We start from the raw sequence: 24,045 nt of genomic DNA, 5'->3' as shown, positions 1-24,045 counted from the left end.
CACCTTTAGTTTATGCTCCTTGTGTACTTAATTAGCAAGGAGTTTATTCTGAAACGTAAGGATACAACGAGAATTAATCCATTTAATATCTTCAAGAATTATGAGTCCATGTCTGTGGTTCTAAAAGAACAATCAGTCTGTATTGAACAACACACCCAAATAAATTTTAAGAATAATTTTTCTTGATGGTTGGGCTTTTCAGCCCATCTTAAGTGATGTATTTTATGAGCATCATTTTAAAGTAATTAAACGATGTTTCATGGAGTGAAACAATGATTCAAAATAAAAGGGCGATGTCAGAATATTCTCAATCAGATAATGATCCAGTCGCTTTAGTTTTAAAATGGATTTTATTGCTCACTGCTCTTGTCTGTTTTGTTGTATTGATATGGGGCACTTATAAAACCTACCAACTTGCTCCACCTTTACCCCAACAATTTCAAACCCAATCAGGCCAGGTCATCATGACTGAAGAGGATATTGTTGCAGGAAAAGCTGGATTTCAACGTGCAGATTTGATGGATTATGGAAGTCTTTATGGTATGGGATCTTATTTTGGAGAGGATTATACTGCAAAATATTTACTCCGCTTAGGTCGCCTTATTGAAGAAAAAACATCCCAACTAAACTATGGTACCTCTTTTGTCGAATTACCTGAGGAGAAACAATACTTAGTCCGAAAGAGCATGCAGCATGAGTTACAAAATGTTCAATTAAATAAATCTATTAGTATTTTTCCTCAGCCTGTTGCTGATTCAATTCTACAACTTAAACAGGAAATTGCATTTACTTTAATGAATCATGATCCAAAAAGTGGCTGGACAAAAGCTTATAGCTTGAATAATCAAAGTGCTTTGCAAACAGCTGATTTTCTTATTTACTCTTCATTGACTACGATTGCTCATCGTCCTGGACAAAACAGCTCCTACACGAATAACTGGCCTTATGAGCCTACTATGGGAAATACCCCAACGCCATCTACTTTTTACTGGACCTGGGTCTCATTTTGTTTCGTCTTTTTGGGTTTTGGGGCTGTTTTATATATTTATCATCGTTACCTTGCTGGGCCTGATAATGCTCCTAAAACCCCACTTTTTATGACTTTTAAACCCTTGACATCAAGTCAGCGTAAAGTAGGGCAGTATTTTATGATCGTTGCGCTCGTATTACTCCTTCAGATTGGTGTAGGAGCTATTATGGCGCATTATTATTCGGATCGTACATATTTTTACGGTATACAGATTAATGATTATTTGCCTTTTAATTTTTTACGTGATGTTCATATACAAACTCCAATTGTCTGGATTGCTCTTTCTTGGATCAGTGCTGCAGTATTTATGACGCCAATTATTAGTAATAAAGAGGCAAAGGGCCAAGGTTTTTTAGTTAGTGTTTTGTTTTGGGTCACTCTTTTTATTGTGGGTGGTGCCATTATTGGCGATTATTTAGGAATTATGGGATATATCGATCAATACTGGTTTTGGCTTGGTAACCAAGGACTTTCTTATTTGCAACTTGGTCGCTTGTGGCAAATTGGATTTTGTCTGGGATTATTTCTTTGGAGCGTTATCGTTTTTCGTGGCATGTGGCCAGGTATGAATGAGATCAAAGAAGCAACCATACAATTTTGGACTGGGCGTATTCGGTTGGAGCATCTTTTCTGGGCCAGTACAGCTAATGTCGCTGTATTGTATTGTTTTGGAATGATTCCATTAACAGGTATTGAAAAATCATTTACCATTACTGATTTTTGGCGTTGGTGGGTTGTTCATCTGTGGGTTGAGCAATCATTTGAGTTTTTTGCAGCGTGTGCCACTGCTTATCTTTTGATGGGAACAGGTTTAGTCTCTCGAGTACTTGCGGAGCGAACCATGTACTTTGAAACCATTCTTATTTTTTTAGGAGGGGTTATTGGCACAGGACATCATTGGTACTGGACAGGTACCCCAGATATCTGGGTGCCTCTTGGTTCAATGTTTTCCTTTATTGAGGTTTTGCCTTTAGTTCTACTCATTATTGATGCAATTGAACATCGACAATTGATTAAACGCCAAGGTGATTTTACCTATAATTTGGCCTACCTTTATATCTTGGGGGCTTCATTTTGGAATTTTGTTGGAGCTGGAGTATTTGGTGGTGGGACACTGAATGCCCCATTGGTTAATTATTATGAACATGGAACTTTTTTAACCCTAAACCATGCGCATACTGCATTGTTCGGAGCTTTTGGACTACTTGGCCTTGGTTTAATTTATTTTTGCTTGCGTTATGCCGCTGGTGATCGTATATCGTGGAGTGATCGCTTGGGCACATGGGCATTTTGGCTCTATAACCTCGGCCTTTTATTATGGATTGTACTCAATTTTTTCCCTATAGGATGGTCTCAATTAATGGATGTTTATGAGCATGGTTATGCCCATTCAAGAAGCATCGAATTTTATGATACAACTCTGTTGTGGCAATGGTTACGATTACCTGGAGATGTGGTTTTTGCTTTAGGTGCATGCATTATGACTTTTGATTTTATTCGTAATTTAGGACCTTTTTTCCCAAAGTTAGAGACAATCCGTTGGAGAAAAGGCTCAAAATTACTGTCAAATTGAAAAACTAAAAATGTGCTCCAGTAGAAGAGAAACTGTTTGCTAAATAAAAGTGTCCAGAGATAGTTATTTGGAGCTAATTCGAACCTCTGTACTGGACAAAAAATTAAGGAATAAAGGGGAATACAGAAGGAAGGCAAGGTAACTCGCTGATATCAAACTAAATAAGTATACTTCGATTCGCGAAAAAGGAGTTATACATGAATGAAATCAGCGAGTTGAAGTTGATATTAAAGCAGCAATTAAATTGGCACAAGTCACGAATTGATTTTTTTGCTCAAGCATTAGTTGGCTTATTTATCTGTCGGACGATAAATTTCAGAGAAATTGCGGTAAGCATGCCATCTGAAACGGAGATTGATTCGCGCTATAAACGAATTTATCGTTTTTTTTCTGGTTATACATTTGATTTTACATCAATAGCGCGGTGGTTATTCTATTTGTTTTTTACAAATAACGAGAAACTGTATATTAGCATTGACCGAACGAATTGGTTTTTTGGTAAAGCGAAAATAAACATATTTATGCTTTCTGTCTGCTATGAAGGGATTGCTATCCCACTATTTTGGACTCTATTAAACAAAGCAGGCAACACGACAGCAAAGGAACAAATTGCTCTTATCTCGCGATTTATCAATCTCTTCGGCAAAGAACGTATACAAGGTGTTCTGGCTGATAGAGAATTTACTAATAAGACGCTCATTGGATGGCTGATTGAAGAGAATATTCCCTTTTATTTACGCATCAAAGGGAATATGGATATCTGTATTAGACGTAAAAAATTTAAAACCTCCGCCCAGCTATTTTCACATCTTCAGCCTTTTCAACAGCAGGTTTTTGGCATGAGAGTACATTTATTCGGACAACCGCTTTACTTGGCCGGGAGTAAAAATTCTCGGGAAGAGCTCTTGATTGTTGTAACAAACCAACATCCCAAAAATGCAATTGCATGTTATTTGCGCCGCTGGGAAATTGAATCTTTGTTTCAATCTTTAAAAGGACGTGGGTTTCGATTTGAGGAAACGCATGTGACTCAAATAATACGTATTGAAAAAATCATTGCCTTTCTTGCCATCGCCTTTGCATGGGCCCACAAAGTAGGTGAATGGCGAGCTATTAGAAAAGCCATTCCCATTAAAAAAATCCGAAAGCAAAAACGGCCTCAGTATAGTTTCTTTCGATATGGATTGGATCTTATTAGAGATTTAATAACCAGACCAAACTACAAAAATAATAAAATCAAAGAGTTTAGACATATTATTAATCAATTAATTCCTGATCCAGCTTGGAGAACCACTCCATAGGGTTTTTTGTCCAGTACAGAGAATTCGAACTAGCTGTTAACATATATTAATAAATCCTTAATGTTTGGTGGTTAAAATATTGTCTTGAATTGCAATAGTTGACCCGATTTGATATCGAGATCATTAAGGATGCGGCGTGAATAAAACTATAACTTTGTCTCTGTTTCTCATTTTTGAATTATTCTGTTTTCAAGCAAACGCACAAAAAGTAATTAAACTCAGTCCCAATGAAACGAAATTGCTTTCAAACAATACTCTTTGGACATTGAATGCCACATGCATTGTGCAAAGTGTCCATCCAAAGAACAGTAAAATTAAAATTAATGTACTAAAAAATAGCGGCATTATTAATGGGAAAAAATTGTCTACGGGTCAAGGTACTCTAATTCAGGTTAAAAGCAATAGTAGTTTATCTGTGAGTGCTGAATCAGGTACACAAATCAATCTAATCAATCTAGGAACAGATGAGTTACAAGCAGTTTGTTCTACATAAATCAAGCAGTCAACAGAGACGAATTTTCTAAAGATATAGTTAGTTTTATCCATTTAGTGGATCACTGAATTATTATTTCGGTACTCAGCGCTTTTTGTTTGTTCATGAGCTTTTTTTGCATCTCTTTAAAAAAGAATTGGTAGCCGACGCAGTCACTGTGTTTCACCAGACCATTTTTACTTTCTTTCGCAAGCCTGTTACATTGGTCTATAACGGGATTCAAATTCGCTATAGCTAATTTCTCATAATAGTCATCAATTTTCTTGTCCTCCATAACGCTTACAGCCAGGTTACCAAACTCTTTTGCTCTGGGATCGCCAGCAAGTCCCGCGTGATTATCCTCATTTTTTTCATTTAAATCATGAATGGATCGAATAAGAACCCATTTACTGGTGGGGTACGTAGGAGTGGTTGGATGAAAAAAGCTAATGGCAGTTGGGGTAACAGCCCGCTCATGATCAATTGTAGTAAAAACTAATTGATTTCCATCATCACGAACAATCATATTTGCAAGTTTGGTATCTGATTGTTTACCAAGAATGTGATCTGTGATGAGTGTCTCCTCTAATCCCACGACTTTTTTTCCTTTAATTCTCCTGTTTTTCCTTGGCGAACAAAATCCTCAACATCTTGGGTATTATCAAATTTGCGGGATAAAGTATGATATTGGAAGCCATTTCTTTTTTTTGTTTGCAAGATGAGACATTCAGGTTGTTCTTCCCGAATTTCATGAAGCGCATTAGAAATCATGAGTTCTTTTACTATATCCTCACGAGAATGAGCTCCTTTTTTAACATATATCTTCCCAGTATCTTTATGTTTCACATAGGATGATGAAAGCGTTCCATGAATTGGCTTGCCAATTTCTTCGAACTCTGATGAGTCTTTAACGAGATCGTCACAGTGAGCTATTCCCACTTTAGTTTTGATTTCATGTTCTCTTTGTGTTTCATTGATTAACTTATAAGTTGTGTAACCAGCAGTTAGTAGAGATATACCGTTTAGTATTTTACGAAACATGTTATATACCTTTATAAAATAGAAACCTTATAGCACCATTATTGTAAATGAACTTGATTAAGTGTCCATCGTTCTATTTAGGTAATTTTTTAAATACCTTTCAGATAAGGAAACATTGATTTTTTGTATGCTGTATGATAAGGTAAACGAATGGACAAATATCGCTCGCTTGTCATGCTGTTACTTATGAGTGCTCTACTTATTGCGCCGCTCAAGTTGCCAACATGTCCAAAACAAAGTGTAAGTTCGCCTGCGCTTCTTTCCTTTGCAGTAACACCGTGTTCTCCCCAGCAGGTTATGAACAACGGCTGTTTTTCTGCCCCTTATTGGCTGCAAGATGAATTTTATTTGACATCTAAATTAATATTACCATGTCTTCTTGGACTGTTAAGTTTTTTACTTGTTTTTTCAAAATACAACTCTCCATTGGATGAAATTTATCGCCCTCCTATTTGATTCTATTTTATTTTTAAATTTAAAAAATAATTTTTCGAGGAATCAAAATGAAAAAACTAATTTTGTCTTTATTTATGACATTTATGTCCTATTCTACTTTTGCGTCGGGCATTGGTATTAACCCAGCGGATACGATGATGTTTATCGAAAATCATAGCCCGATTTTCTATTTGGCTATTTTTTTTGGCTTGGGTGTCTTGTTGGCGTTTACTCCTTGTGTTTTACCTATGGTCCCCATACTTTCTAGTATCATCACCGGCCAAGGTGCTAATACTGGCTCCAAAGCGTTTAAATTGTCTTTAGGGTATGTGCTTGGGATGGCCGTTACGTATGCAATAGCAGGAATGTTGGCTGCATGGTTAGGTTCGACGGTACAAACGCTAATGCAACAGCCGATGATTATCGGAGGTTTCAGCGTGTTATTCATCTTGATGGCATTATGGTTGTTGGGTGCCTTTGAGTTTCGACTACCAGCGTTTGTGCAGTTTACCTCCCATCGCTCACGACAACATGGAATTATTTCCGCAACTTTAATGGGCGTTCTCTCTACATTGGTTGTATCACCCTGTGTCACCGCACCTTTAATTGGGATCTTAACCTATATTGCTCAGGGCAATCATGTGCTTCAAGGAGGCTTATTATTATTTGTTTTGGCTTTGGGAATGGGACTGCCTTTGTTGATTGTTGGTGCTGGATACGGTCGTTTTTTACCGGGTTCAGGGCCTTGGATGGTGCGTATCAAACAAGTATTTGCCATGATGATGTTTGCTATGGCAGTGTGGTTATTAAGTCGTGTTGTACCCCAATTTTGGATTGATTTGTTATGGATTGTTGTTTTGCTCATGAACGCTTGGGTTTTTGGTGCTTTTCGTCTGGAGCAAGGCTTAGTTGGACGGTTGATGCAAAGTATCGCCCTATTATCTATAATGGGGGCAGGGGCTTTAACGTATCAAACATTTACGCCTACTTCTGTAATTCAACCTGTGTCTCGATCTCCATTTACCGAGGTTCATACTCTTGACGAAGTTAATGCTAAATTAGCTGAGGCCAGGGCAAATAATGAGCGCGTTTTTATTGAGTTTTATGCTGGATGGTGCAGCGACTGTCAGGCTATGGATAAGCATGTTTTTAATCAAGCCACAGTGATTAATGCAATGCAGGGTTTTGTAAATCTTCGAGTTGATATCAGTGAAAAAACAGATGAGGTAGCTAAGATTCGTCAGGCATTTCATATTTATGGTATTCCGACCATGCTGTTTTATGATAAGCAAGGCCAACAGCTTACTGATTTGAGTTCTGTTGGACAGATATCAAAAGACAGGACCTTGCAGTTATTAGCACAATTCCGAAAATAAATTAACGTGGACTCGGAATAGGAACGCTAATCATTAAGGCTGTATCGTTTGATTTTCAGCATAAATCCCTTCAATATATACCCTATTAGTGCAATAGGGTATATAAATTGAATTCGACACATCATTCGCAACCATTCGTGATAAAAAAATTCCGGTACTTAATAATGACCTTATTCGCGATGCACTTCCAAGAATTGATTATTCCGACGCGTTTTTAGGGGAGTGTATTGATAGTTCAAATATTGCGATTGAAACAGTCGCTCAATTATTTTTTAACTCTTCGCCTGTATGGGCGCGTAAGCTTTTAATCATTAGAAATGCCTTGGTAGGATGGATGGGCCTTAAAACACGATCAATTGCTAAAGATAAAGAGCGTGTCTCTAACTTGGTTATTGGTCAAAAAATTGGACTTTTTAGGCTTTTTAATCGAACAGAAAGCGCACTCCTTTTTGGTGAGAATGACAAGCATTTGGATGTGCGCATGATTTTAAAAAAGGCTGATCAGGCCATTACCATTACTACGCTTATTCAATTTAATAATATGTGGGGAAAGTGTTACTTTAAAATAGTTCGTGTTTTTCATCAGCAAATCATGAAATCACAATTGAAAAAAGTCATAAGGCAATTGAATATAAAGAAACAAATTTAACCCGCATTAAGTTAATACGGGTTCCGAAAACGCAATTAATTTTTGTCGTAAGTATCATAGGCAATTAAAAGTAATTACTGCTGCTTAATAAACGTGTATGTTCAAAAGGATCTGGATCTTCACCATTTATTTTGACTGCATACATACCCATTGTGAGAAGTGGCGATGATTCAGAGTAAGGAGTCAATAATGAATGAGATTTTTTGATAGAGTAGGAGTAGTATGCTTCATCAGAAACTTCAACTTCCAGGGTAATGTCAACCTCATTATTTTCATTAGAACAGATCTGATTCCCGAGGATAAGAGTTTGTTTTTGAGGGCATCGTTTTTCAATATAGCAGTTGCAAAACAGTGATAAATATTATTTAAGTTCGATGCACGAGTATTATTTAAAGAACTTTTAATGTATCTTTCTTCGAGCTTTCCTGTGCAATGTTCATCGTTATTTCCTTTTTGTTCATATTCTATAGTGATATTCTGAACATCTCGTTTTAATATATCCTTGCAATAGGAAAGATGTCTTGCGCAGTAATCTGCAAAATAAGGATCTATTTTGTTGTATCCGCATTGATCTTTTTATTGCTTCTAATCTTTTGGTAGGAATAATGATTATTTCTTTAATATCAGATGTATTATCTATGTGAAAGATTTTTTTAGGTGATTTTTATTGGTAAGAAGGCTTTGTATTTCTTCGACATGACTGTTATTTTCTATTTCTTTGCTAATGGTTCTGCAAGAAAAATTAAGTATTAGATTTTCTTTAGTAATTGAGTGTTCTAACTCTTGAATTTGATACTCACTCTGAAATTCTTTGTCAATATAGTTTTTTATTCTATCTAGGGAAGTAGCGATTAAATCATTGGGATTTGATTTTTTGTTGTTTACGAATACGATAGATATTTTCATGAATTATATCCTTATTTATTTGCTCTTTTAAAAAGCTAGCGCGTGGACTCTGTTAATTTATCGCATGAGAACTTGCACTTTGGCAGAAAATTTTTAATTATACTGATTACACTTTAAATTGCGAGCTATATAGGAACTGATAGTTTAAGTGAATGTTAAAATGATTCGTTACCACTATCAATCAACCCCAAAAGGAGAGTCAAATGTCGGCCAATACCATCAAAACCCTCGTAACAGCAACGGCAATTAATACAGGTGGCCGAAACGGTCATTCGGAAACTACTGATCATTCTGTAAGTGTCAACCTTTCTGTTCCGAAGGCAATGGGAGGTCCTGGTTTGCCTAATACGACAACACCAGAACATCTTTTTGCTGCAGGTTACGCGGCATGTTTTGGTGGCGCATTAGAATTCGTGGCCAGCCAACATAAGAAAAATGTGGCAGGTACGACTGTTACATGTCATGTTTCTGTTGGACCTCGTGAGGGAGGAGGATTTGGCATTGCTGTCAAAATGAATGTCGATATTCCCTCGCTATCCACTGGAGAGGCCCAGGAGCTTGTACAGGAAACTCACGATAAAATTTGTCCTTACAGCCATGCTACACGTGGTAATATAGCTTTTGAACTGGAAGTTACGGGTAAATAAAGTTGTGATAGCTGAGCAAATAGTTATCTCACTATTCGCTCCATTAATTTTTATGCGCGAAACCTATTAATGAACAAAGATCGCTGAAGTGTTTTAATAAACAGACAATGCGATTTTTGTTTATTCATTGTGCTTTTTCAGGGAAGAAAAGGATATAAAACTAACAAACATTCCCAAGTTATATTTATGTGCAGTATAAAATTGATCTGCATAGCTTTCTAAAAATCTTTGCAATATGTTTTAAGTAAATATTAGATTGACTTGGGTTCATTTGTAGTACATCTTATTCTTATGTTTTTCTATCGAGTCAAAATATGGACATCAAAGAACTGTTTAACTGGCTTCAAGGTGATGAAGAGACACTTCATTATTCCGATATGGTTTTGTCCCGAGATCTACTTGATTTGAAGCTAAGTCAAGCAGAGAAATCGTCTCAAGCAATGCTGAGAGAAGTGCGTATCGCCAGGTACAGTAATGGTGTTGTCGCTGAGAAAATTAATGAATTGGAAAAACATAATTTATATATAAAATACCTTAAATTCTGTGGCGAACACTTTTCAGAAAACTCTTTATTGTTCATAACATTAAACTATTTATTGTCTGAAGCACAAAAAGAGCAACCCCAAATTCGGTTAGCAACTAAAGTGAATGCATTGTTTTTGATTTTACTACAGGAGAATCAAGAAAGTACGCTTGAATTTTATAATGAAAACAAAAAATTATTCAAAGAGTATGATGAAATTCAAAAAACAGTAGATCTTACATTATACAAGAAAAAAATTGATGAAGATGCTGACACAGTTAAAGGAAATTTATTGGATTTAAACAAGTTATTATCGTATCAAAAAAATCCCCTGGGACTCGTGGGATTATTCAGAAAACATATAGGTGATACAGAACAGTTTGCCGCATTAATACTTTGGTTATTACATCGTGGCGTTGGTGCTAAAAAAATACTACAAACCTATTTGCTTCATGATTTTCTTAAGTATCATTTCTTTACCTTACATGATAGGGATAATGAAATTGTGCGATTATATGCTTTGCTTGAGCGTTTTCCCCAGACGAAAACGCTCTTGGAATTAGTGAAGAAAACAGCTAGTGATGAACGTGGGCTACAGCAATATTCACTTAATGGTGTGTTTCAAGAACATAAACTTCTATCAATTTCTCCACACCAAAATCCATCCCAATTTTCACAAGGGCCAGAAAATTTTTTAAACCTGCATCAATTTTTTGGACTTCCTTTTTTAATTGAAGCATTAGTTCACTCAAATGAATATACTAATCCAAAGTGGCAGGAAACATTAAAACAAGCACTGAATAAGCCACAAATTGTTATCGAAGAACTTTCAGGAATGATTGAGTTAATTGCATCTGAATATTCCCCATCGGTCTTAAAAAATTTTGCTGATTTAATTGATGAAATGACTGTCCAAGAACTATTGTCTAATAATGAGGGGGCTGTATTATATTTAATACCTTATAAGCCTAAGTTGTTTGATGTAATTAACGAAAAAAACAGTACGGAGATTATTCAACAATTTTCTAAAAAACATCCTGATGATTCAGGAATTGTTTACCAACTAACAGCTTTATTCATGGCCTTTTTGAGGAAAAAAAATCCTGCAACACCATCAGTATTTCAAGTACTTGTTGATAATCTGATGCGATACCCACATCTGCTTGAAGATGAAGAATTGCTGCGACAGTTAAATAAATTCCCAGATAGTGGACGTTTACTGTTGCAACGTTATGAATTAATTGCAAAGCAATTTAATGATTGCATTCTAGAGCAAACAGCAGAAGTCCCATTTAATAGCCGCAATTACCAGATCATTGAGGATAGCTGGTTTGATGCGACGCGAAAACTTAATGCCCTCGCACTTATCAAACCACACACGAAATTTAATCTTGGCGATAAATATGCATTTCAGGCAAAAATTGCGCAAATTGCATTTCTTCATCATGGAAAAGAGTTTGATTTAGATGTCTTTTTGGAGGCACTGTCGTTGCCTCCTATAACTTCGGATGCAGTTAGTGAGTACGAACGAATACTTATTGAAGTTCTTGCGACTATAGATAATGAATTACTGAGAAAGCAGATTATTGAAAAATTAGAAACTCATCCAGTAGGGCGATTAGATTGGATGAAAAAGGAATATGAAGGTAAAACCGCTTTTCTCAAAGCGGCAAAATACGGTAACCTCGGTTTAATCAAGCTTTTTGAAGATGAACTTGCCCCAGAGTACCTTAATAAAGCAGTCTTAATTGCAGCAAAAGAAAATCAATGGAACATAGTAGATTATCTTGTGCGCTCCGATAAAACACTTTTAAGCGAAAATGAAATAGAGGCAATTGTGCGCTTTGCTGCTCAGCAAGGGCAAATAGATATCATCCAATATCTTTATGATACTTATGATTACGTACCATCTATTGATGAAGTGGCTACAATTTTGCAACAGGCTATAATCAATAACCACTTGAATGTTGTTACCTACTTCTATCAATCTACTTTTGCTTTGCCTAAGCAATCAGTGATCAATAGCTTATTTAATTTGGCAATTGAGATAGAAGCTATTGACATTATTTCATTCATTGCTGAAGCTGAAGAAAACAAACCTACATTATCTACTGTTGAAAAAGCATTTGAACAAGCAGCGCTTAATCAAAAATTAAAAATAATACAAACACTTTGCAATTTATCGTCCAATACTCCACGTCCTGCAGTGATAGGGCGAACTTTTATAAAAGCCTGTCAGCTCGGCCTTTTTAGCACAGCTCAATATTTTTATGATGCGCCTGAAAAATTAATATCTCAATCTACCTTCGAAAATGCATTTGAACAAGCTATTGTCAATGGGCAGATGGATTTAGTCTCTTACTTTTGTAACTCATTAACTAAGCCCCCAGAACAATCAGTGATTGAGCAAGGGGTTATAACTGCGGCAAAAACTGGAAATCTTCATTTAATTGAGTATTTTTGTTCGATGACTTCTTCTAATAAACCAAGTCGGCATGCGATTACCCAGGCTGTGTATCAAGCAATTAATCATGACCATACGGAAGTGTTTACCTTTTTATGTTGTAATCCAATGAGTCCGCCAAGCAAATCTTCTCTAAAGGAATCGTTGCTTCTTGCTGCAAAAAAGGGAAGAAAAGAGATCGTTGAATATTTATGTTTAAATGAAATGGAAGCACTTGATCAATCCACTATTAAAAACGCACTTATATTAGCGGTTAAATTTCAGCACTCGGAAATTGTTCGATATTTATGCGAAATAAATGCCCCAGACAAAAATGCAGTACGAATAGCGCTGAATAAAGCAATTGGCAGCAGGCAAGAGGAGCTTATTGATTATTTAAGAGATTGGTTAAAAAGTAATACAACTCATCAGAACACAGTGAAATTTGCATGTGATAATCATCATGAAATTGGTTCTTCGTTAATCAACCATAGTCTGTTTAAAGTAAGCAAATCAGGTCCCAGGGGAGAACGCTATCAATCCCCTGACTATGGCTTATTAACTAAATAATTTTCTCTATAACACGTGTCTTTGTTATAAATTATTTATGTGATGCTTAGGTTTTTAGGTGGTTCTATAGGCTCATCCACAGGATTAAGAGTTTTAGGCATTATTTTATTCGTTAAATTTGGAGTTTGCTTCATAAAACCATTACTATTTAGTTGTTTTATTTCTATAGAGCAAATCTCACCCGGTTTATGTCCATGATTGTACTTCTCAAGAGCAGGTTTAGGTGTATTTTTCTCTGGGATAGGGTTTTCAATCTTAGATTTTATAGATTTTGTGGATGGACCTTGCAGCAGCTCATCAATGTGGGTAAGCACGTTATCGGAACCATGAATAAGGTCTTGCTGTTCTTTGTAAATAGTGTATTGGAGCTTGTAGATAAACGCTCGCTGTTCTCCAAATACCATATAGCCTTGCTTTCTGGTTTGATAATGATAATAGGCTAAAGCTCCAGCCAATATTAACCCCACTCCCAGAGCAGCACCTATTCCTATAGGGCCTGTAGCAACAATAAGAGCAGATAAACTAGTCCCCATAATTGTAGCTGCAATCCCCAAGCCTAATCCTGTGAGACCTAATAAACCGGAGTAAGTGCATAAAAAGCTGCCAACCGAACTTAATGCAGCAAGTGCCTTATCTTTTCTGGTTACATAATCAGCTGCATTTTTTTCATCACCTTTGACAAGTACTGGTTTTTGAATAGACCTTCTTAATTCCTCTTTCATCAATCCTAGTTCGTTCTTGTCCTCAGATGTTAAGGATTTTTGCGAAGAAAGATAGGCGACCCTTTTTCTAATACTTTGTAAAAAAGCTTGTTCTGCTTGTAATTCTTCCAGTTCCCCTGCAGCATTTTTTTCAGATTGATTTTTTTTATAGTTTGCATACATGATGGCGCTAAATCCCAGGACGGAAATAACGGCAAAGGCAATATTCAAGCCCAAGCCCACCGCTGCGCTTGCTCCTGCCAATAATCCTGTATATGCAAATGATTCGGTTAATTCAGCAAGTGATGCGGAAGGACAAAATGTTTCCAAAACTGCTGACCAAAAACTTTTACTTTTCAAGTGTCCTATATGTTTTTGTCGCAAATTTAAGGCCTTATCAATCTGACTTTTTGAATAACCAGGTGCTGATTCGAGCAGTAAGAGTTTTTTATAGATAAGATCATCTTTTAGCTTGGCTGCAATAAGAAGTGGAATTTCTCCTTCGTTATTAGGGACGTTGAGTAATGCCAATGCGTTACTTTCAGAGCTTTTAAGGAGCGTGAGTTTATCGCTACGATCTTTATCAGTCCATTTTGCTTTTCTTTTTCTATCTTTTGCAGCTTGCGATATTCCAAGCATTTCATGAACAATATTAAAATAACCTTGTTGTACTGCGAGGTGTAATGCACTGTCTCCTTTCTTATTCAGTAGAGAAATATCTGCTCCTTTAGCAAGTAGGTTTTTTACGAAACCTAATGAACCTTTCTGTACGGCAATATGTAAAAGAGTATTGCCTTGGTCATCAACTTCATTAAGTTGTTGTTTGCTACATAATTCAATTGCTTTTTTAAAACGTTCTTTGTTGTTCTCTAAAAGGGCTTTTTTAGCTACTTCAATCATATTGATTTTCCATATTTGAACAAGAAGGTAAGTGACACATTATAACAAGTGAAAATTAAGTAAAGATTAGAATCTCATTACTGATTGGAATAGGATATGTAATAATTGATAAAAGGAATGGTAATACACTTAAGAGCAAATCAATGAATTAAATGAACACGATTGTCCTTGAAGTGTTTTTACAGAGCGGTTGTCTCATAATTTGAAGCATTTGATTACCTGTTGAAATCTCAATGCCCATGTCTCAAGCTATACTTAAAACAACTAATCAGGTTAATTGATAATGGCACGGATTCTGGTCTTACAACATTCTCCTTATGAACCTTTAGGTATTATTATTCATACCTTAAAGAGGATGAAGTTGCGTATACGTTATGTCAATTTTGCCAGAGATCCCCATCAACGAGTGAATATGAATCGTTATCATGGTATTGTTGTGTTAGGTGGTGCTATGCATCCTAACGAGCTGAATTTGTACCCGCACCTAATACATGAAATAGAATTGTTACAGGTAGCACTTGCCAAAGAAATCCCTATACTCGGTATTTGTTTAGGCTCTCAATTGTTAAATATAGCTTTGGGTGGGTGCTGTTATGCGTTAGACAAACCTGAGTTTGGATGGATACAAGTAGATAAATGCGGTGAGCATAAATTATTTGAGTTGTTTGATAAGCCAATCCATGTTTTTCAATGGCATCAATTTGCAAACCAGACAGCCTCAGGAGTTGATGTCCTTTTAAAAAACAAGCAATGCGTGCAAGCGTTTTGTTATCGTAATAGTATAGGACTTCAATTTCACTTGGAAGTCGATGCTCATTTGATGCAGCGCTGGTTAGAACATCCAGACTATCTAGAGCATTTGAGGCGTCATTTACAACCAGAAGATATTCATAGCATCCACTTAGATAGTAAACACTATTTACCTAAATCAATGGTACTAGCGAAATTATTTTTTACCGATTTCTGTCGCTTATTTAACAAAAATTTCTATGTTTTATCATCTCATACAGCAGGGAGGGACTTATTCTAAATTTTCTTGAAAATAGCTTGTTGGTTAAACCGCTATTAACTTTATCGACTAGTTATAAACCATGATTCCTTAGGCGTTGTTATTTTCTTAAATCGTGTTTAGTTCATTCTGAATGGTTTTTACTGAGTCATCTCGTCAATTTGGAGCTATAAATTGCGCTCCAAATTGAATGCAGCACATAATTGTGTGCCGGTTAATTGTGATTTTTTAATTCATTTGCTTTCATCAATTCTTCTTGGGTATTTTCTTTAGAAGGTCTTTGAAAAAACCTAAGCTTCTCAAATTGAGGGATAAACGATTTTTGAGTGAGCTCTTTATGTTGCTGATCATAAGCCTTAATTAATTCATTTAATTCATAATCATATGTAGCTTTAAAATTATTTACAGGTGATTCAAAATGAACAGCTATTTTTGCTGCCAGGTCGATTGCTTCTTTAGGATTCTCATCGTGATAAATAGGTTGAATTATTACTTTAGTTTGTTCTCCAAATAGCCATTTTGAAATGAGACTTGGTTTATAAATTTGTATATTTGCTAACTCTTTCCCTGTTTCAGCAGCAAATTTTATTGTACCTTCATATCCAGTGAACGTTTTTAACCAGGCTTTTGGTTTAACCAATGTTATATTAATATTATCAGCCAATTCTGGAAAAATTTTTTGAATTTTGCTGGTAGGTGATTGAAGCAATAAATCCAATTCTTTAAACATGCAATCATTATCGAGAGTACTTGAGGTGAGCAGATATCCAGGGGTAGTTTTAACTAAATTAAATTCAAAAGGCTTACACTTAATTTCTGAGTATATTTTTTTAAAAAAGCATCTTCAAAATTGTTACCATTATTTAATCCTTGTAGGCATATTTTTAGAGCATTTAGGGTCAATCTATCTTTGGGGCGCAGTTTTGGATTATGTAAACTGGTATTAAGTATCAGAACTTGATAGGCTAAAATATATGCTGCATCTTTATTGGCAATATGATTTTTATAATTCTGCTGATGATAGGTTTCGCCAAAACTCTGAACTAATCTATCAATTTTTTGTGCTTCTGAGGGCAGTTTAACGCTGTTTAAAAAAACTCTAAAACCTTCTGTAAAACTTTGTCCTCTAAAATTAATCTGACTCGTAAAATTTTTTAAAATTTTCTTATTTTCTTCATCTGATTTACTCAAATAATCACTCACTGCATTTAAATCTAATTTATGTCTTTGTCTATGGAAAAAACTGGCAATTTGTTCTGCTGAATCAAGACAATGGATACTGCATATATTTTTTATTAGTTGGATACCTATTTTGGGATCAGAGTTAAAAGATGTGGTGATTTCATTTCGTGCTTTTTCTAATTCCGGATTAAGCATGATATCCTCTTTTTTGTTAACCAAAAATATGTTTCTTATAAAACGATATTTATGTAGCCAAAATGGCTTTATTGAGTTCTATTGGATTTGAATTTATCATGATTGAATATTAATTGGCTAATCGGGAATTTTCATAAAAATTATGAGAATTTTTCATATCTAGAATTAACAAATAGTGGGATTCAATGTGCCCTGATATTGTTTGATTTTTATATGTCATATAGAGGACTAATGACCTTACGCTTAAATTGCTTTAAGAAAACCGTTAGCTATTTAAGCTTATTCACTGTGTGCTCCAAATAAAAGGCCGCTTTTTCCAATTCTTCTTTTTGGTGATAATAGTGTGGTGAGATTCTAAGATATTGTCCTTCTCTAACTGAGACTGTAATGTTTAGTGCATTTAATTCATGATGAATTATTTCGGCTTTAGGATGCTTAAATGTAATTATACCTAGCCGCATGTCTTGTGGGGTGATCCAGTTTAATTGCGGAAAGTTATCTAAAAAAAATTGAGTGTGTGCGAGTATTTTTTCCTTAATGCGAGTATATCCTATTGAGGTTAAATGTTCTAAAGAAGCATTTAATCCTGTAATAGCAACATGATTCATGGTTCCTGTTAGATAGCGCTTGGCACTTTCTTGGAACGTTAGGTCGTAATTTAAAAGCGCCCATGGATTTTCAACACCCAACCAACCTACATAGCTGGGTATTAGTTTTTCTTGCAACTCATTTGTCACATAAATAAAACCAAGTCCTTCAGGGGCCATGAGCCATTTATGACTACCACAGGATAAAAAGTCAATGCCGATTTGCTCCACTTCTAAATCAGTTGCTCCTAACCCTTGTATCGCGTCTACACAAAATAATGTACCATTCTGTTTACAGATTTTGCCTATTTTAGCGAGATCAATTGCATGCCCATTCAGGAATTGGACCATGCTAATTGATAATAGTCTGGTATTAGGTTTAAGCGCTCTTTCAATATCTGAACTATCAATTATAGGCGCTTTATTATCGATATAATCAATTACAACTCCATGCCGTTGACAGTTTAAAAAAGGATAAATGTTTGCTGGAAATTCTTGATTATTAAGGAGAATCCTATCTCCTTTTTGCCAAGGATAGCCATTGGCTAGTATGTTTAAACCAGTACTTGTATTGGATGTAAGACAAATACGTAGAGGGCTAGTATGTAATAGCGCAGCAATTTTTTTGTAAACATTTTCTATAGTAGATTCAAATGAAAAATAATTTTCAATATTTTTTATATGTCGTTCTTCAACATAATTTATAATCGCTTCTTTCACACTGGAAGAAAAAGGGCTCACTGCGGCATGATTTAAGTATATTTGACTTTGAGTGTGGGGAAAGTTATCCATTACTTCACCTTTAATATAAAATAATATATACATAATAACTAAATGATGTTGTTCACTAAATCAAGAGATTCTGCTCTATTAAGTCCAAACTTGTTAATCTTTTTGTTAAAGAAGTGTTAATTGTACATTTATGAATTTATTGCAAAATTTGATTGTGCTATTTTTGTACCTAATACATGCCTAAATATTAAGGAATCTTGCGATGTCGAAAAAGATGATTACTCTTTCTGGGTTTGTTCTCTTGTCGTTGTTTACGGAGATTTCTGCTGCTGAGAACATTGAATGTAAAGATTATAATAATAATCCAATAACGATCAAACCAAAGACAATAACCATTTATAATGATTCTGAAACAACAATTTATCCTGTGTTAGCAACCAGTAAAAATGCTGTAAATGAGTGGATTCAAGGATGTTTTCGTACCACAGAGCTCTATCCTACAAACTACGTTTATAAATTATATGTGAATGAAAATACAGGAATTGCGCCAGGATCATCGGTTACGATTACACTACCATTGTATAGTGAATTATCGAAAGGGCGCTACATTACTTGGTGGAATGGTGGGCGTGTGGTGTTGGCTGATAAAAATGATAGGCTTCGTAATGAAAAAGATGAGGAATTGGCGACTCCCTCTAGTGTTCATTGTGAGGGACAAAATACTGAATGCAAACTGAGTACTTATTCAAGCGATGTCCAGTTTCCAGAGGATATATATGCGCAGTTATCCGAGTATACTTTTGGGGATTCTATTGTACCACCGAAACAGTCCATGCGCTTATTAAAGCCGGAGAATGTGGGGTATAACATTTCTTATGTAGATCATGTTTACATGCCCATTGCTATAGGCCCTAAAAATAATCCCTATATTGGATATAGCGGCTCTGGACAGTCCTTGAGTGCTTTTCGAGGGCATCTTGATTCCTTCCTGAAAACAACTATTGGACAAGGCTGGCCCGTTTATAATTTAAGTGAATTAAAATTACCTGGTGGATATAATATTTTTGCACAACGTTCAGGTACGTTGCCCCCTGAAGATAATGTTCCAGTCAAACCCAAAGATGGCTTTCCACCCGTATTAACAGTATTGGCTTGTATTCAAGGAGAATGTACCGAGGATCAAAAAAAATCACTTCACTTCGGTGAGGCGGTTCAACGGATGCAAAACCTATGGGGCTCTTGTGTAAGCTGGGATGAAGATGTTAGCAAATACGTGACGCAAAAAATTGATTGTCCACAAGATTTAAAAACAAATCTCGAGGCAGTGCAGCAGTTTTTCAGAAAAAACCATCAACAATATTTGCAAATGTATGCTGATGGAAAATGTAATTTGAATCCTGGTTCCAAACCAGTGCCTTTTAATTACTGGGAAGTGATTAATCATATTTATGGTTGGGTACCTTTTAATGAAGGATGTGGTGCTGCTGCTAATCCATTGGCTGATACTAAAATTCCTGGCTGGGATCATGCTAAAATTCAGTCCATGTATATTCATGATTTACAGTATAACTATAAAGGATCTAATATTTCCCCTGACTTATTGTTCAACCCCTATGTACAGTTGATTCATGATAAAAATTATCTTTCTATGGATGCTTATGGATTCTCTGTTGATGATGCGGTAGGTTTTATGAGTGAGCTAGGGGATGGATTGATTTTCACAGTAGGTGGAACTCACGGCCTTGAAAATCAACAGCAATTTAATTATGCCGATGGTTTTTCAGTGGCAATTGGAGTTCCGCCTTCTATGGTCGATAAAGTAAATACCCCTTTGATCAAGAAATATGGTGTATGTGTGTTGAGCCAAGACGCAGGTGATCCAAATTGTCAGCAAGATAAGCAGGACGTTATTATGCCTACAAACAGTCAGATAGCTGGGTTTCGGGTAGGCACAGTTGCTGCTTATCCGATTAAGGTCCGTTTTACAGATTTAAATGATAATGAATATGCGTTTATCGTCAATGAAAAATTTGCCCCATGTACTGGGGATCCCGCACAATGTCCAACTAATAAGGCAGAAATTGTCAATAAACAATCGTGCATTGTAACTAATAGCAAGGGGGAAAAGCATCCTAAGTCAGATGACTGGTGCCAAAACGCTAATCCCAATCAACAAAGTGAGAAACAATTAACTAAAAATTATATTAGCTTTCCATCACCTGTTGATTATATGAACTAATATTAAAAAAAGCATGTTGTATTGCATGGATGCAATGTTCTATCGACGGCTTAAGGAAAATGCTATTAATTGGTGCGAGGGAAGATCATGATTTTTCTGCTAATTCTTTTGATAATTGTTGGCTATATAGTTGTCACAGGGCTTTACATAGTAAACCAACAGGAGGCAGCGATTATAGAGCGACTAGGAAAATTCAATAGGGTGGCCCATGCAGGACTGAACTTTAAAATTCCACTCCTTGAATGGATTTCAGGAAAAGTATCATTAAGAGTACAGCAGTTGAATGTAAAAATTGATACCAAAACAAAAGATAATGTTATTGTTCAAATCCAAGTTTCAGTACAGTTTCGCATCAAATCAGATGCAATTTACGAGGCATTTTATAAGCTTGAAAATCCCGCGCAGCAAATTACTGCTTATGTATTAGATTTGGTACGCTCTGAAACTCCAAGCATGATCCTTGATGATGTATTTGAAAAGAAAGACAGTATTGCAAATGCTGTGGGCAAAGAACTGACTCAAACCATGCAGGAGTTTGGTTTTGAAATTGTAAAGGCATTAGTGACCAATATTGAATTAGAAGAGAAAGTTAAAAATGCCATGAATGAAATTAACGAACAGCAGCGCTTGCAAGTAGCAGCTCAGGCCAAAGGTGAAGCAGAGAAAATTTTAATGGTAAAAAGAGCTGAGGCTGAAGCCGAAAGTAAGAAATTACAGGGAGAGGGTACAGCTAACCAGCGAAAGGCTATAGTAGATGGTTTATGCCAATCTGTGGAGGGTTTTCAAAAAACAATTTCTGATATCACTGCAACGGATATTATGAATTTGGTCTTGGTGACGCAATATTTTGATACGTTAAGGGAAATTGGTGCTCATGACAAATCCAATACTATTTTATTACCGCATTCACCATCTGGCTTTAAAGATATTGCAGCTCAAATGCAGGAGGGGATAATCACTGGAAATTTGGCCAGTAAAGAAACTAAATAAGTGTTTATTCCAACAGGGGTTTATTTTTAAAAAATTATACTATTAGAGCAAATTTATTACTCAGCATTTAGAGTTTACGTCAATTAGTTCGAACTCGGTTTTATTAGTTATTAATATTCCGTTAATCAACATGATATATAATCCACCAAAATTTAGTTTTAGCTTAATAAAATACGAAAGAGAATACGATGTCAAAAGATTCACCAGAAGTACTCAAAGCAAAGACCACTATTATTAAAAATAGTATTAAAGAAGATCAGTTTGCGGTCGCACAGCAATGGTTAAAAACATTTAAACATAATGGTTCAGATGATACGGCTACTAATATCTCTAAATTACTATTGGCTTGTGTTGCTCAAGGCGAGTTTAAAACACGCTCTTCCTTAGTTAAAAATAAAGAACTTACTAATCCTGGTGATGTACTTACATCAATTGATTATTTATCGCATGCGAGTCGAGTTATCGTCGATTATAAGAATTTATCACCAGAAAATCTGAAAGAATTTTTAGCATTTTTTCCTGAAGCAGGTAGTAAAGGGGTGGTCTCGCGTTCTGCCACTCATGGGGTTATTCGTAAAGGAGAAAAAGTTACGGAACTAAAAGGATTTATGCTAGGTGTTATGGGGCAGATACCGACTCTTATTAAAACCCCCTATGATTTTGGCGTAAACATCGCTATGGGTGGAGAGGGTGAACAAAATCTGGTTGGAAAGAATATCAATAAAAATGGCTTTAGTGGACATATGTATTTTCATCATTATGCTCCCGATCAGTTAATGATGTTAGGTTTAGAGCAAAGTGCCCCATCTTCTTCGATTTTAGAGGCCATATGGGGACATACCAAAGAAGATGAGAGTATACAATCGGATACTGATCAATTTGGTCAAGGGCATTCTTTGATAGGTGCTTCGGATACCTTTACCGCAGCAGGATCATTGTATTTTAGTGATCCCGTTTATCAAGCAAAATTACTTACTGAAACAGGTAATGTAACGCCTGATAAATATGGTGCGATGCAAGTTACTTTAAGTGATGACAATTGGCCCAAAATCAAAGAATATTTAGAGACTTTAAAATCAAATTCTGAGAAAGGTGATGAGTTTGTTTTAGAGCAAATAATGACACCTCCCTCTACTGCTGTCAAAAAAGAATTAGAGATTGAAAGTTATATTGCTCTTGATTTTAAAACCTATTTGAAAAATATTCGGCCTCTATTGGATGAGGTTGATCCTTCTGCACTTGATGCTCTTGTTGAAAGTCAAATGAAACTGCAAGCCAAATTATTGGTGAATATCGAGACATTAAGCAAAGGCTATACGGTTGAAGCGTATCAAGAATTTTTGAAAACATTAAAACAAATTTCTGAGGTTGCTAACACTCCTAAAGAATATATTGAAGCAACTTCACGCATTGGAGATTTATTTGAGTTACAACGAAAAATTGATCCCAAATTAAAAAAGACTCATGAGGATTTAATTATTCAACAACGTTGTAATGAACTCATTCTTGCAATAAACAATCTAGAAACCAAAGCGAAACTTATCCACAAGCTCCTTTCTTCTGAATCATACATTAAAGAAGAACATGTTTCCGAATATTTAGAGCATTTAGCAACCCATATCAAAAAGCTTGAGGAAATCCTTAAAATTGTTAGCTCAGGATTTTTATCACACGAAATTAAAATAAAAAATGAGGTATCACTTGAAGACAGTTTGATTTTACAAGAAAACATTGAACACAGCTTCATAGATCTTAATCCTTTAAAGTCGAATGATCTTGACGAATATGAAATAATGATTCAAAAAGCGGAGTTATTTTTACAAGAATGCCCTGTTGCAATAGAAGAATTGCTCAAAGTACGGGTTTTTGAAGATTATGTAGTCACCAAAATTGAAGATAAACCCATTGAGCTAGAGCCTATTAAAGATCATATTACGGACTTTATAGAAGCGGTGGAAAAATACTATCAGAAGAGAAATGAAAAACCTGAAATTGCAATGTATAACTTCTGGAGTTGGAGTAAACAGGCTAAGAAAATCGCCTCTGATGTTTTAATTGATATTTTAAAAAGCATTAAAGAAGGAAAAACAATTACTGAAGAACAGTGTAATAATTTAGCAACTCATAAGCGTTGTATCGAAAATGGAGAGTTTGGTGTAGCAGTACAAACGTATCTTGAAAAATTAGGATTTAATCGGCTTGAGCAATTAGTAGAAACTAAATCAGAGGATGACTTATTTGATGTTCCTGACATTACAGAAAATGGACTTGCTACCGCTAAAGACATACAGCCATTTGTAAATACAATGCAGCAATTCAAATTGGAGTTGAGTGACTTTAAAGAAGAAATCAATGAAACAGACCTTACTCTTCATGATCAAACAATCAAAGTGACTGTTAAATAGGGAGATACAAAGCTTGAATTTACCCTGTCCTTGTAAGTACGATAATTGGGTAAGATAGCTATCGACTGTTGTGACAATACGAATAATATGAATTAGTTTCGACTTAATCTGACACAAGTACTTGAAAAAGAGAGAGTTT

At 35.6% G+C, this 24,045-nt stretch carries 19 protein-coding genes; 12 read left to right on the top strand and 7 right to left on the bottom strand.

The genetic code is table 11. The features are described 5' to 3' along the window. Positions 1 to 272 precede the first annotated feature (272 nt). The 3 genes from EL220_RS09975 to EL220_RS09965 all read left to right on the top strand — a co-directional run bounded on the left by EL220_RS09975 (position 273) and on the right by EL220_RS09965 (position 4,397). Positions 273 to 2,603, top strand: coding sequence for a nitric-oxide reductase large subunit (locus EL220_RS09975; RefSeq protein WP_051544770.1), 2,331 nt, complete (start codon positions 273 to 275; stop codon positions 2,601 to 2,603). A 197-nt stretch (positions 2,604 to 2,800) separates the two neighbouring features. Further along, on the top strand, positions 2,801 to 3,904 hold the full coding sequence (locus tag EL220_RS09970) for an IS4 family transposase (RefSeq protein ID WP_232002372.1): 1,104 nt from the start codon (positions 2,801 to 2,803) through the stop codon (positions 3,902 to 3,904). A gap of 136 nt (positions 3,905 to 4,040) precedes the next feature. Beyond that, positions 4,041 to 4,397 (top strand): hypothetical protein, encoded by a 357-nt coding sequence (locus tag EL220_RS09965; protein ID WP_027272343.1) that lies wholly within the window; start codon positions 4,041 to 4,043, stop codon positions 4,395 to 4,397. 61 nt (positions 4,398 to 4,458) lie between these two features. Here EL220_RS09965 and EL220_RS19575 read toward each other — a convergent pair whose 3' ends face one another. Together EL220_RS19575 and EL220_RS19570 are read right to left on the bottom strand one after the other, a co-directional pair. After that, the gene (locus tag EL220_RS19575) at positions 4,459 to 4,971 is read right to left on the bottom strand and encodes a hypothetical protein (protein ID WP_269470990.1); all 513 of its coding nucleotides are present in this window, start codon (positions 4,969 to 4,971) and stop codon (positions 4,459 to 4,461) included. Then, the gene (locus tag EL220_RS19570) at positions 4,962 to 5,417 is read right to left on the bottom strand and encodes a hypothetical protein (protein ID WP_269470989.1); all 456 of its coding nucleotides are present in this window, start codon (positions 5,415 to 5,417) and stop codon (positions 4,962 to 4,964) included. The genes EL220_RS19575 and EL220_RS19570 overlap by 10 nt, the downstream gene beginning before the upstream one ends. 150 nt (positions 5,418 to 5,567) lie before the next feature. On the opposite strand from EL220_RS19570, the gene EL220_RS09955 reads away from it, so the two are divergent. From EL220_RS09955 to EL220_RS09945, 3 genes are all read left to right on the top strand, one after another. Next, positions 5,568 to 5,873, top strand: a complete 306-nt coding sequence (locus EL220_RS09955) for a hypothetical protein (RefSeq protein ID WP_027272341.1) — start codon at positions 5,568 to 5,570, stop codon at positions 5,871 to 5,873. A gap of 47 nt (positions 5,874 to 5,920) precedes the next feature. Further along, on the top strand, positions 5,921 to 7,228 hold the full coding sequence (gene dsbD, locus EL220_RS09950; RefSeq protein WP_027272340.1) for a protein-disulfide reductase DsbD: 1,308 nt from the start codon (positions 5,921 to 5,923) through the stop codon (positions 7,226 to 7,228). Between the two features lie 106 nt (positions 7,229 to 7,334). Continuing rightward, complete coding sequence (locus EL220_RS09945) at positions 7,335 to 7,877, top strand: DUF2867 domain-containing protein (protein ID WP_331852666.1); 543 nt, start codon at positions 7,335 to 7,337, stop codon at positions 7,875 to 7,877. A 636-nt stretch (positions 7,878 to 8,513) separates the two neighbouring features. On the opposite strand, the gene EL220_RS18940 is transcribed toward EL220_RS09945, so the two are convergent. Beyond that, positions 8,514 to 8,783: a hypothetical protein gene (locus EL220_RS18940; protein WP_232002371.1), complete on the bottom strand. Its 270-nt coding sequence runs from the start codon at positions 8,781 to 8,783 to the stop codon at positions 8,514 to 8,516. 203 nt (positions 8,784 to 8,986) lie between these two features. On the opposite strand from EL220_RS18940, the gene EL220_RS09935 reads away from it, so the two are divergent. Further along, complete coding sequence (locus EL220_RS09935) at positions 8,987 to 9,430, top strand: organic hydroperoxide resistance protein (protein WP_027272337.1); 444 nt, start codon at positions 8,987 to 8,989, stop codon at positions 9,428 to 9,430. A 314-nt stretch (positions 9,431 to 9,744) separates the two neighbouring features. Then, entirely contained in the window at positions 9,745 to 12,966 is a 3,222-nt protein-coding gene (locus tag EL220_RS09930) for an ankyrin repeat domain-containing protein (RefSeq protein WP_027272336.1), read from the top strand. 35 nt (positions 12,967 to 13,001) lie between these two features. Here EL220_RS09930 and EL220_RS09925 read toward each other — a convergent pair whose 3' ends face one another. After that, positions 13,002 to 14,567 carry an ankyrin repeat domain-containing protein gene (locus tag EL220_RS09925; RefSeq protein ID WP_027272335.1) on the bottom strand — a complete coding sequence of 522 codons (1,566 nt, stop codon included), beginning with the start codon at positions 14,565 to 14,567 and terminating at the stop codon, positions 13,002 to 13,004. 283 nt (positions 14,568 to 14,850) lie between these two features. Between EL220_RS09925 and EL220_RS09920 the strand changes: the two genes are divergently transcribed. Next, positions 14,851 to 15,597 (top strand): type 1 glutamine amidotransferase, encoded by a 747-nt coding sequence (locus EL220_RS09920; protein ID WP_232002370.1) that lies wholly within the window; start codon positions 14,851 to 14,853, stop codon positions 15,595 to 15,597. Between the two features lie 193 nt (positions 15,598 to 15,790). Here EL220_RS09920 and EL220_RS18935 read toward each other — a convergent pair whose 3' ends face one another. The 3 genes from EL220_RS18935 to EL220_RS09910 form a co-directional block, all read right to left on the bottom strand. Further along, complete coding sequence (locus EL220_RS18935) at positions 15,791 to 16,306, bottom strand: hypothetical protein (RefSeq protein WP_232002369.1); 516 nt, start codon at positions 16,304 to 16,306, stop codon at positions 15,791 to 15,793. 53 nt (positions 16,307 to 16,359) lie between these two features. Further along, complete coding sequence (locus EL220_RS18930; protein ID WP_232002368.1) at positions 16,360 to 16,977, bottom strand: Sec7 domain-containing protein; 618 nt, start codon at positions 16,975 to 16,977, stop codon at positions 16,360 to 16,362. A 245-nt stretch (positions 16,978 to 17,222) separates the two neighbouring features. After that, the gene (locus EL220_RS09910) at positions 17,223 to 18,332 is read right to left on the bottom strand and encodes an aminotransferase class V-fold PLP-dependent enzyme (RefSeq protein ID WP_027272332.1); all 1,110 of its coding nucleotides are present in this window, start codon (positions 18,330 to 18,332) and stop codon (positions 17,223 to 17,225) included. Between the two features lie 202 nt (positions 18,333 to 18,534). On the opposite strand from EL220_RS09910, the gene EL220_RS09905 reads away from it, so the two are divergent. From EL220_RS09905 to EL220_RS09895, 3 genes are all read left to right on the top strand, one after another. Further along, a complete protein-coding gene (locus EL220_RS09905) occupies positions 18,535 to 20,511 on the top strand; it encodes a hypothetical protein (RefSeq protein WP_027272331.1) in 1,977 nt (658 codons plus the stop codon). An 87-nt stretch (positions 20,512 to 20,598) separates the two neighbouring features. Further along, the gene (locus tag EL220_RS09900; RefSeq protein WP_027272330.1) at positions 20,599 to 21,501 is read left to right on the top strand and encodes an SPFH domain-containing protein; all 903 of its coding nucleotides are present in this window, start codon (positions 20,599 to 20,601) and stop codon (positions 21,499 to 21,501) included. 188 nt (positions 21,502 to 21,689) lie between these two features. Further along, a complete protein-coding gene (locus EL220_RS09895; protein ID WP_027272329.1) occupies positions 21,690 to 23,906 on the top strand; it encodes a hypothetical protein in 2,217 nt (738 codons plus the stop codon). Positions 23,907 to 24,045 lie beyond the last annotated feature (139 nt).

Source organism: Legionella sainthelensi, from assembly GCF_900637685.1.
Classification (GTDB): domain Bacteria; phylum Pseudomonadota; class Gammaproteobacteria; order Legionellales; family Legionellaceae; genus Legionella; species Legionella sainthelensi.
This window is presented reverse-complemented; position numbering and strand designations above follow the sequence as displayed.

What these genes read in the sequence shown, in the direction of transcription:
- EL220_RS09975 (WP_051544770.1), top strand. Translation starts at nt 273, where the DNA reads ATGATTCAAAATAAAAGGGCGATGTCAGAATATTCTCAATCAGATAAT.
- EL220_RS09970 (WP_232002372.1), top strand. Translation starts at nt 2,801, where the DNA reads ATGAATGAAATCAGCGAGTTGAAGTTGATATTAAAGCAGCAATTAAAT.
- EL220_RS19570 (WP_269470989.1), bottom strand. Translation starts at nt 5,417, where the DNA reads ATGTTTCGTAAAATACTAAACGGTATATCTCTACTAACTGCTGGTTAC.
- EL220_RS09955 (WP_027272341.1), top strand. Translation starts at nt 5,568, where the DNA reads ATGGACAAATATCGCTCGCTTGTCATGCTGTTACTTATGAGTGCTCTA.
- dsbD (WP_027272340.1), top strand. Translation starts at nt 5,921, where the DNA reads ATGAAAAAACTAATTTTGTCTTTATTTATGACATTTATGTCCTATTCT.
- EL220_RS18940 (WP_232002371.1), bottom strand. Translation starts at nt 8,783, where the DNA reads ATGAAAATATCTATCGTATTCGTAAACAACAAAAAATCAAATCCCAAT.
- EL220_RS09935 (WP_027272337.1), top strand. Translation starts at nt 8,987, where the DNA reads ATGTCGGCCAATACCATCAAAACCCTCGTAACAGCAACGGCAATTAAT.
- EL220_RS09930 (WP_027272336.1), top strand. Translation starts at nt 9,745, where the DNA reads ATGGACATCAAAGAACTGTTTAACTGGCTTCAAGGTGATGAAGAGACA.
- EL220_RS09925 (WP_027272335.1), bottom strand. Translation starts at nt 14,567, where the DNA reads ATGATTGAAGTAGCTAAAAAAGCCCTTTTAGAGAACAACAAAGAACGT.
- EL220_RS09920 (WP_232002370.1), top strand. Translation starts at nt 14,851, where the DNA reads ATGGCACGGATTCTGGTCTTACAACATTCTCCTTATGAACCTTTAGGT.
- EL220_RS18935 (WP_232002369.1), bottom strand. Translation starts at nt 16,306, where the DNA reads ATGTTTAAAGAATTGGATTTATTGCTTCAATCACCTACCAGCAAAATT.
- EL220_RS09910 (WP_027272332.1), bottom strand. Translation starts at nt 18,332, where the DNA reads ATGGATAACTTTCCCCACACTCAAAGTCAAATATACTTAAATCATGCC.
- EL220_RS09905 (WP_027272331.1), top strand. Translation starts at nt 18,535, where the DNA reads ATGTCGAAAAAGATGATTACTCTTTCTGGGTTTGTTCTCTTGTCGTTG.
- EL220_RS09900 (WP_027272330.1), top strand. Translation starts at nt 20,599, where the DNA reads ATGATTTTTCTGCTAATTCTTTTGATAATTGTTGGCTATATAGTTGTC.
- EL220_RS09895 (WP_027272329.1), top strand. Translation starts at nt 21,690, where the DNA reads ATGTCAAAAGATTCACCAGAAGTACTCAAAGCAAAGACCACTATTATT.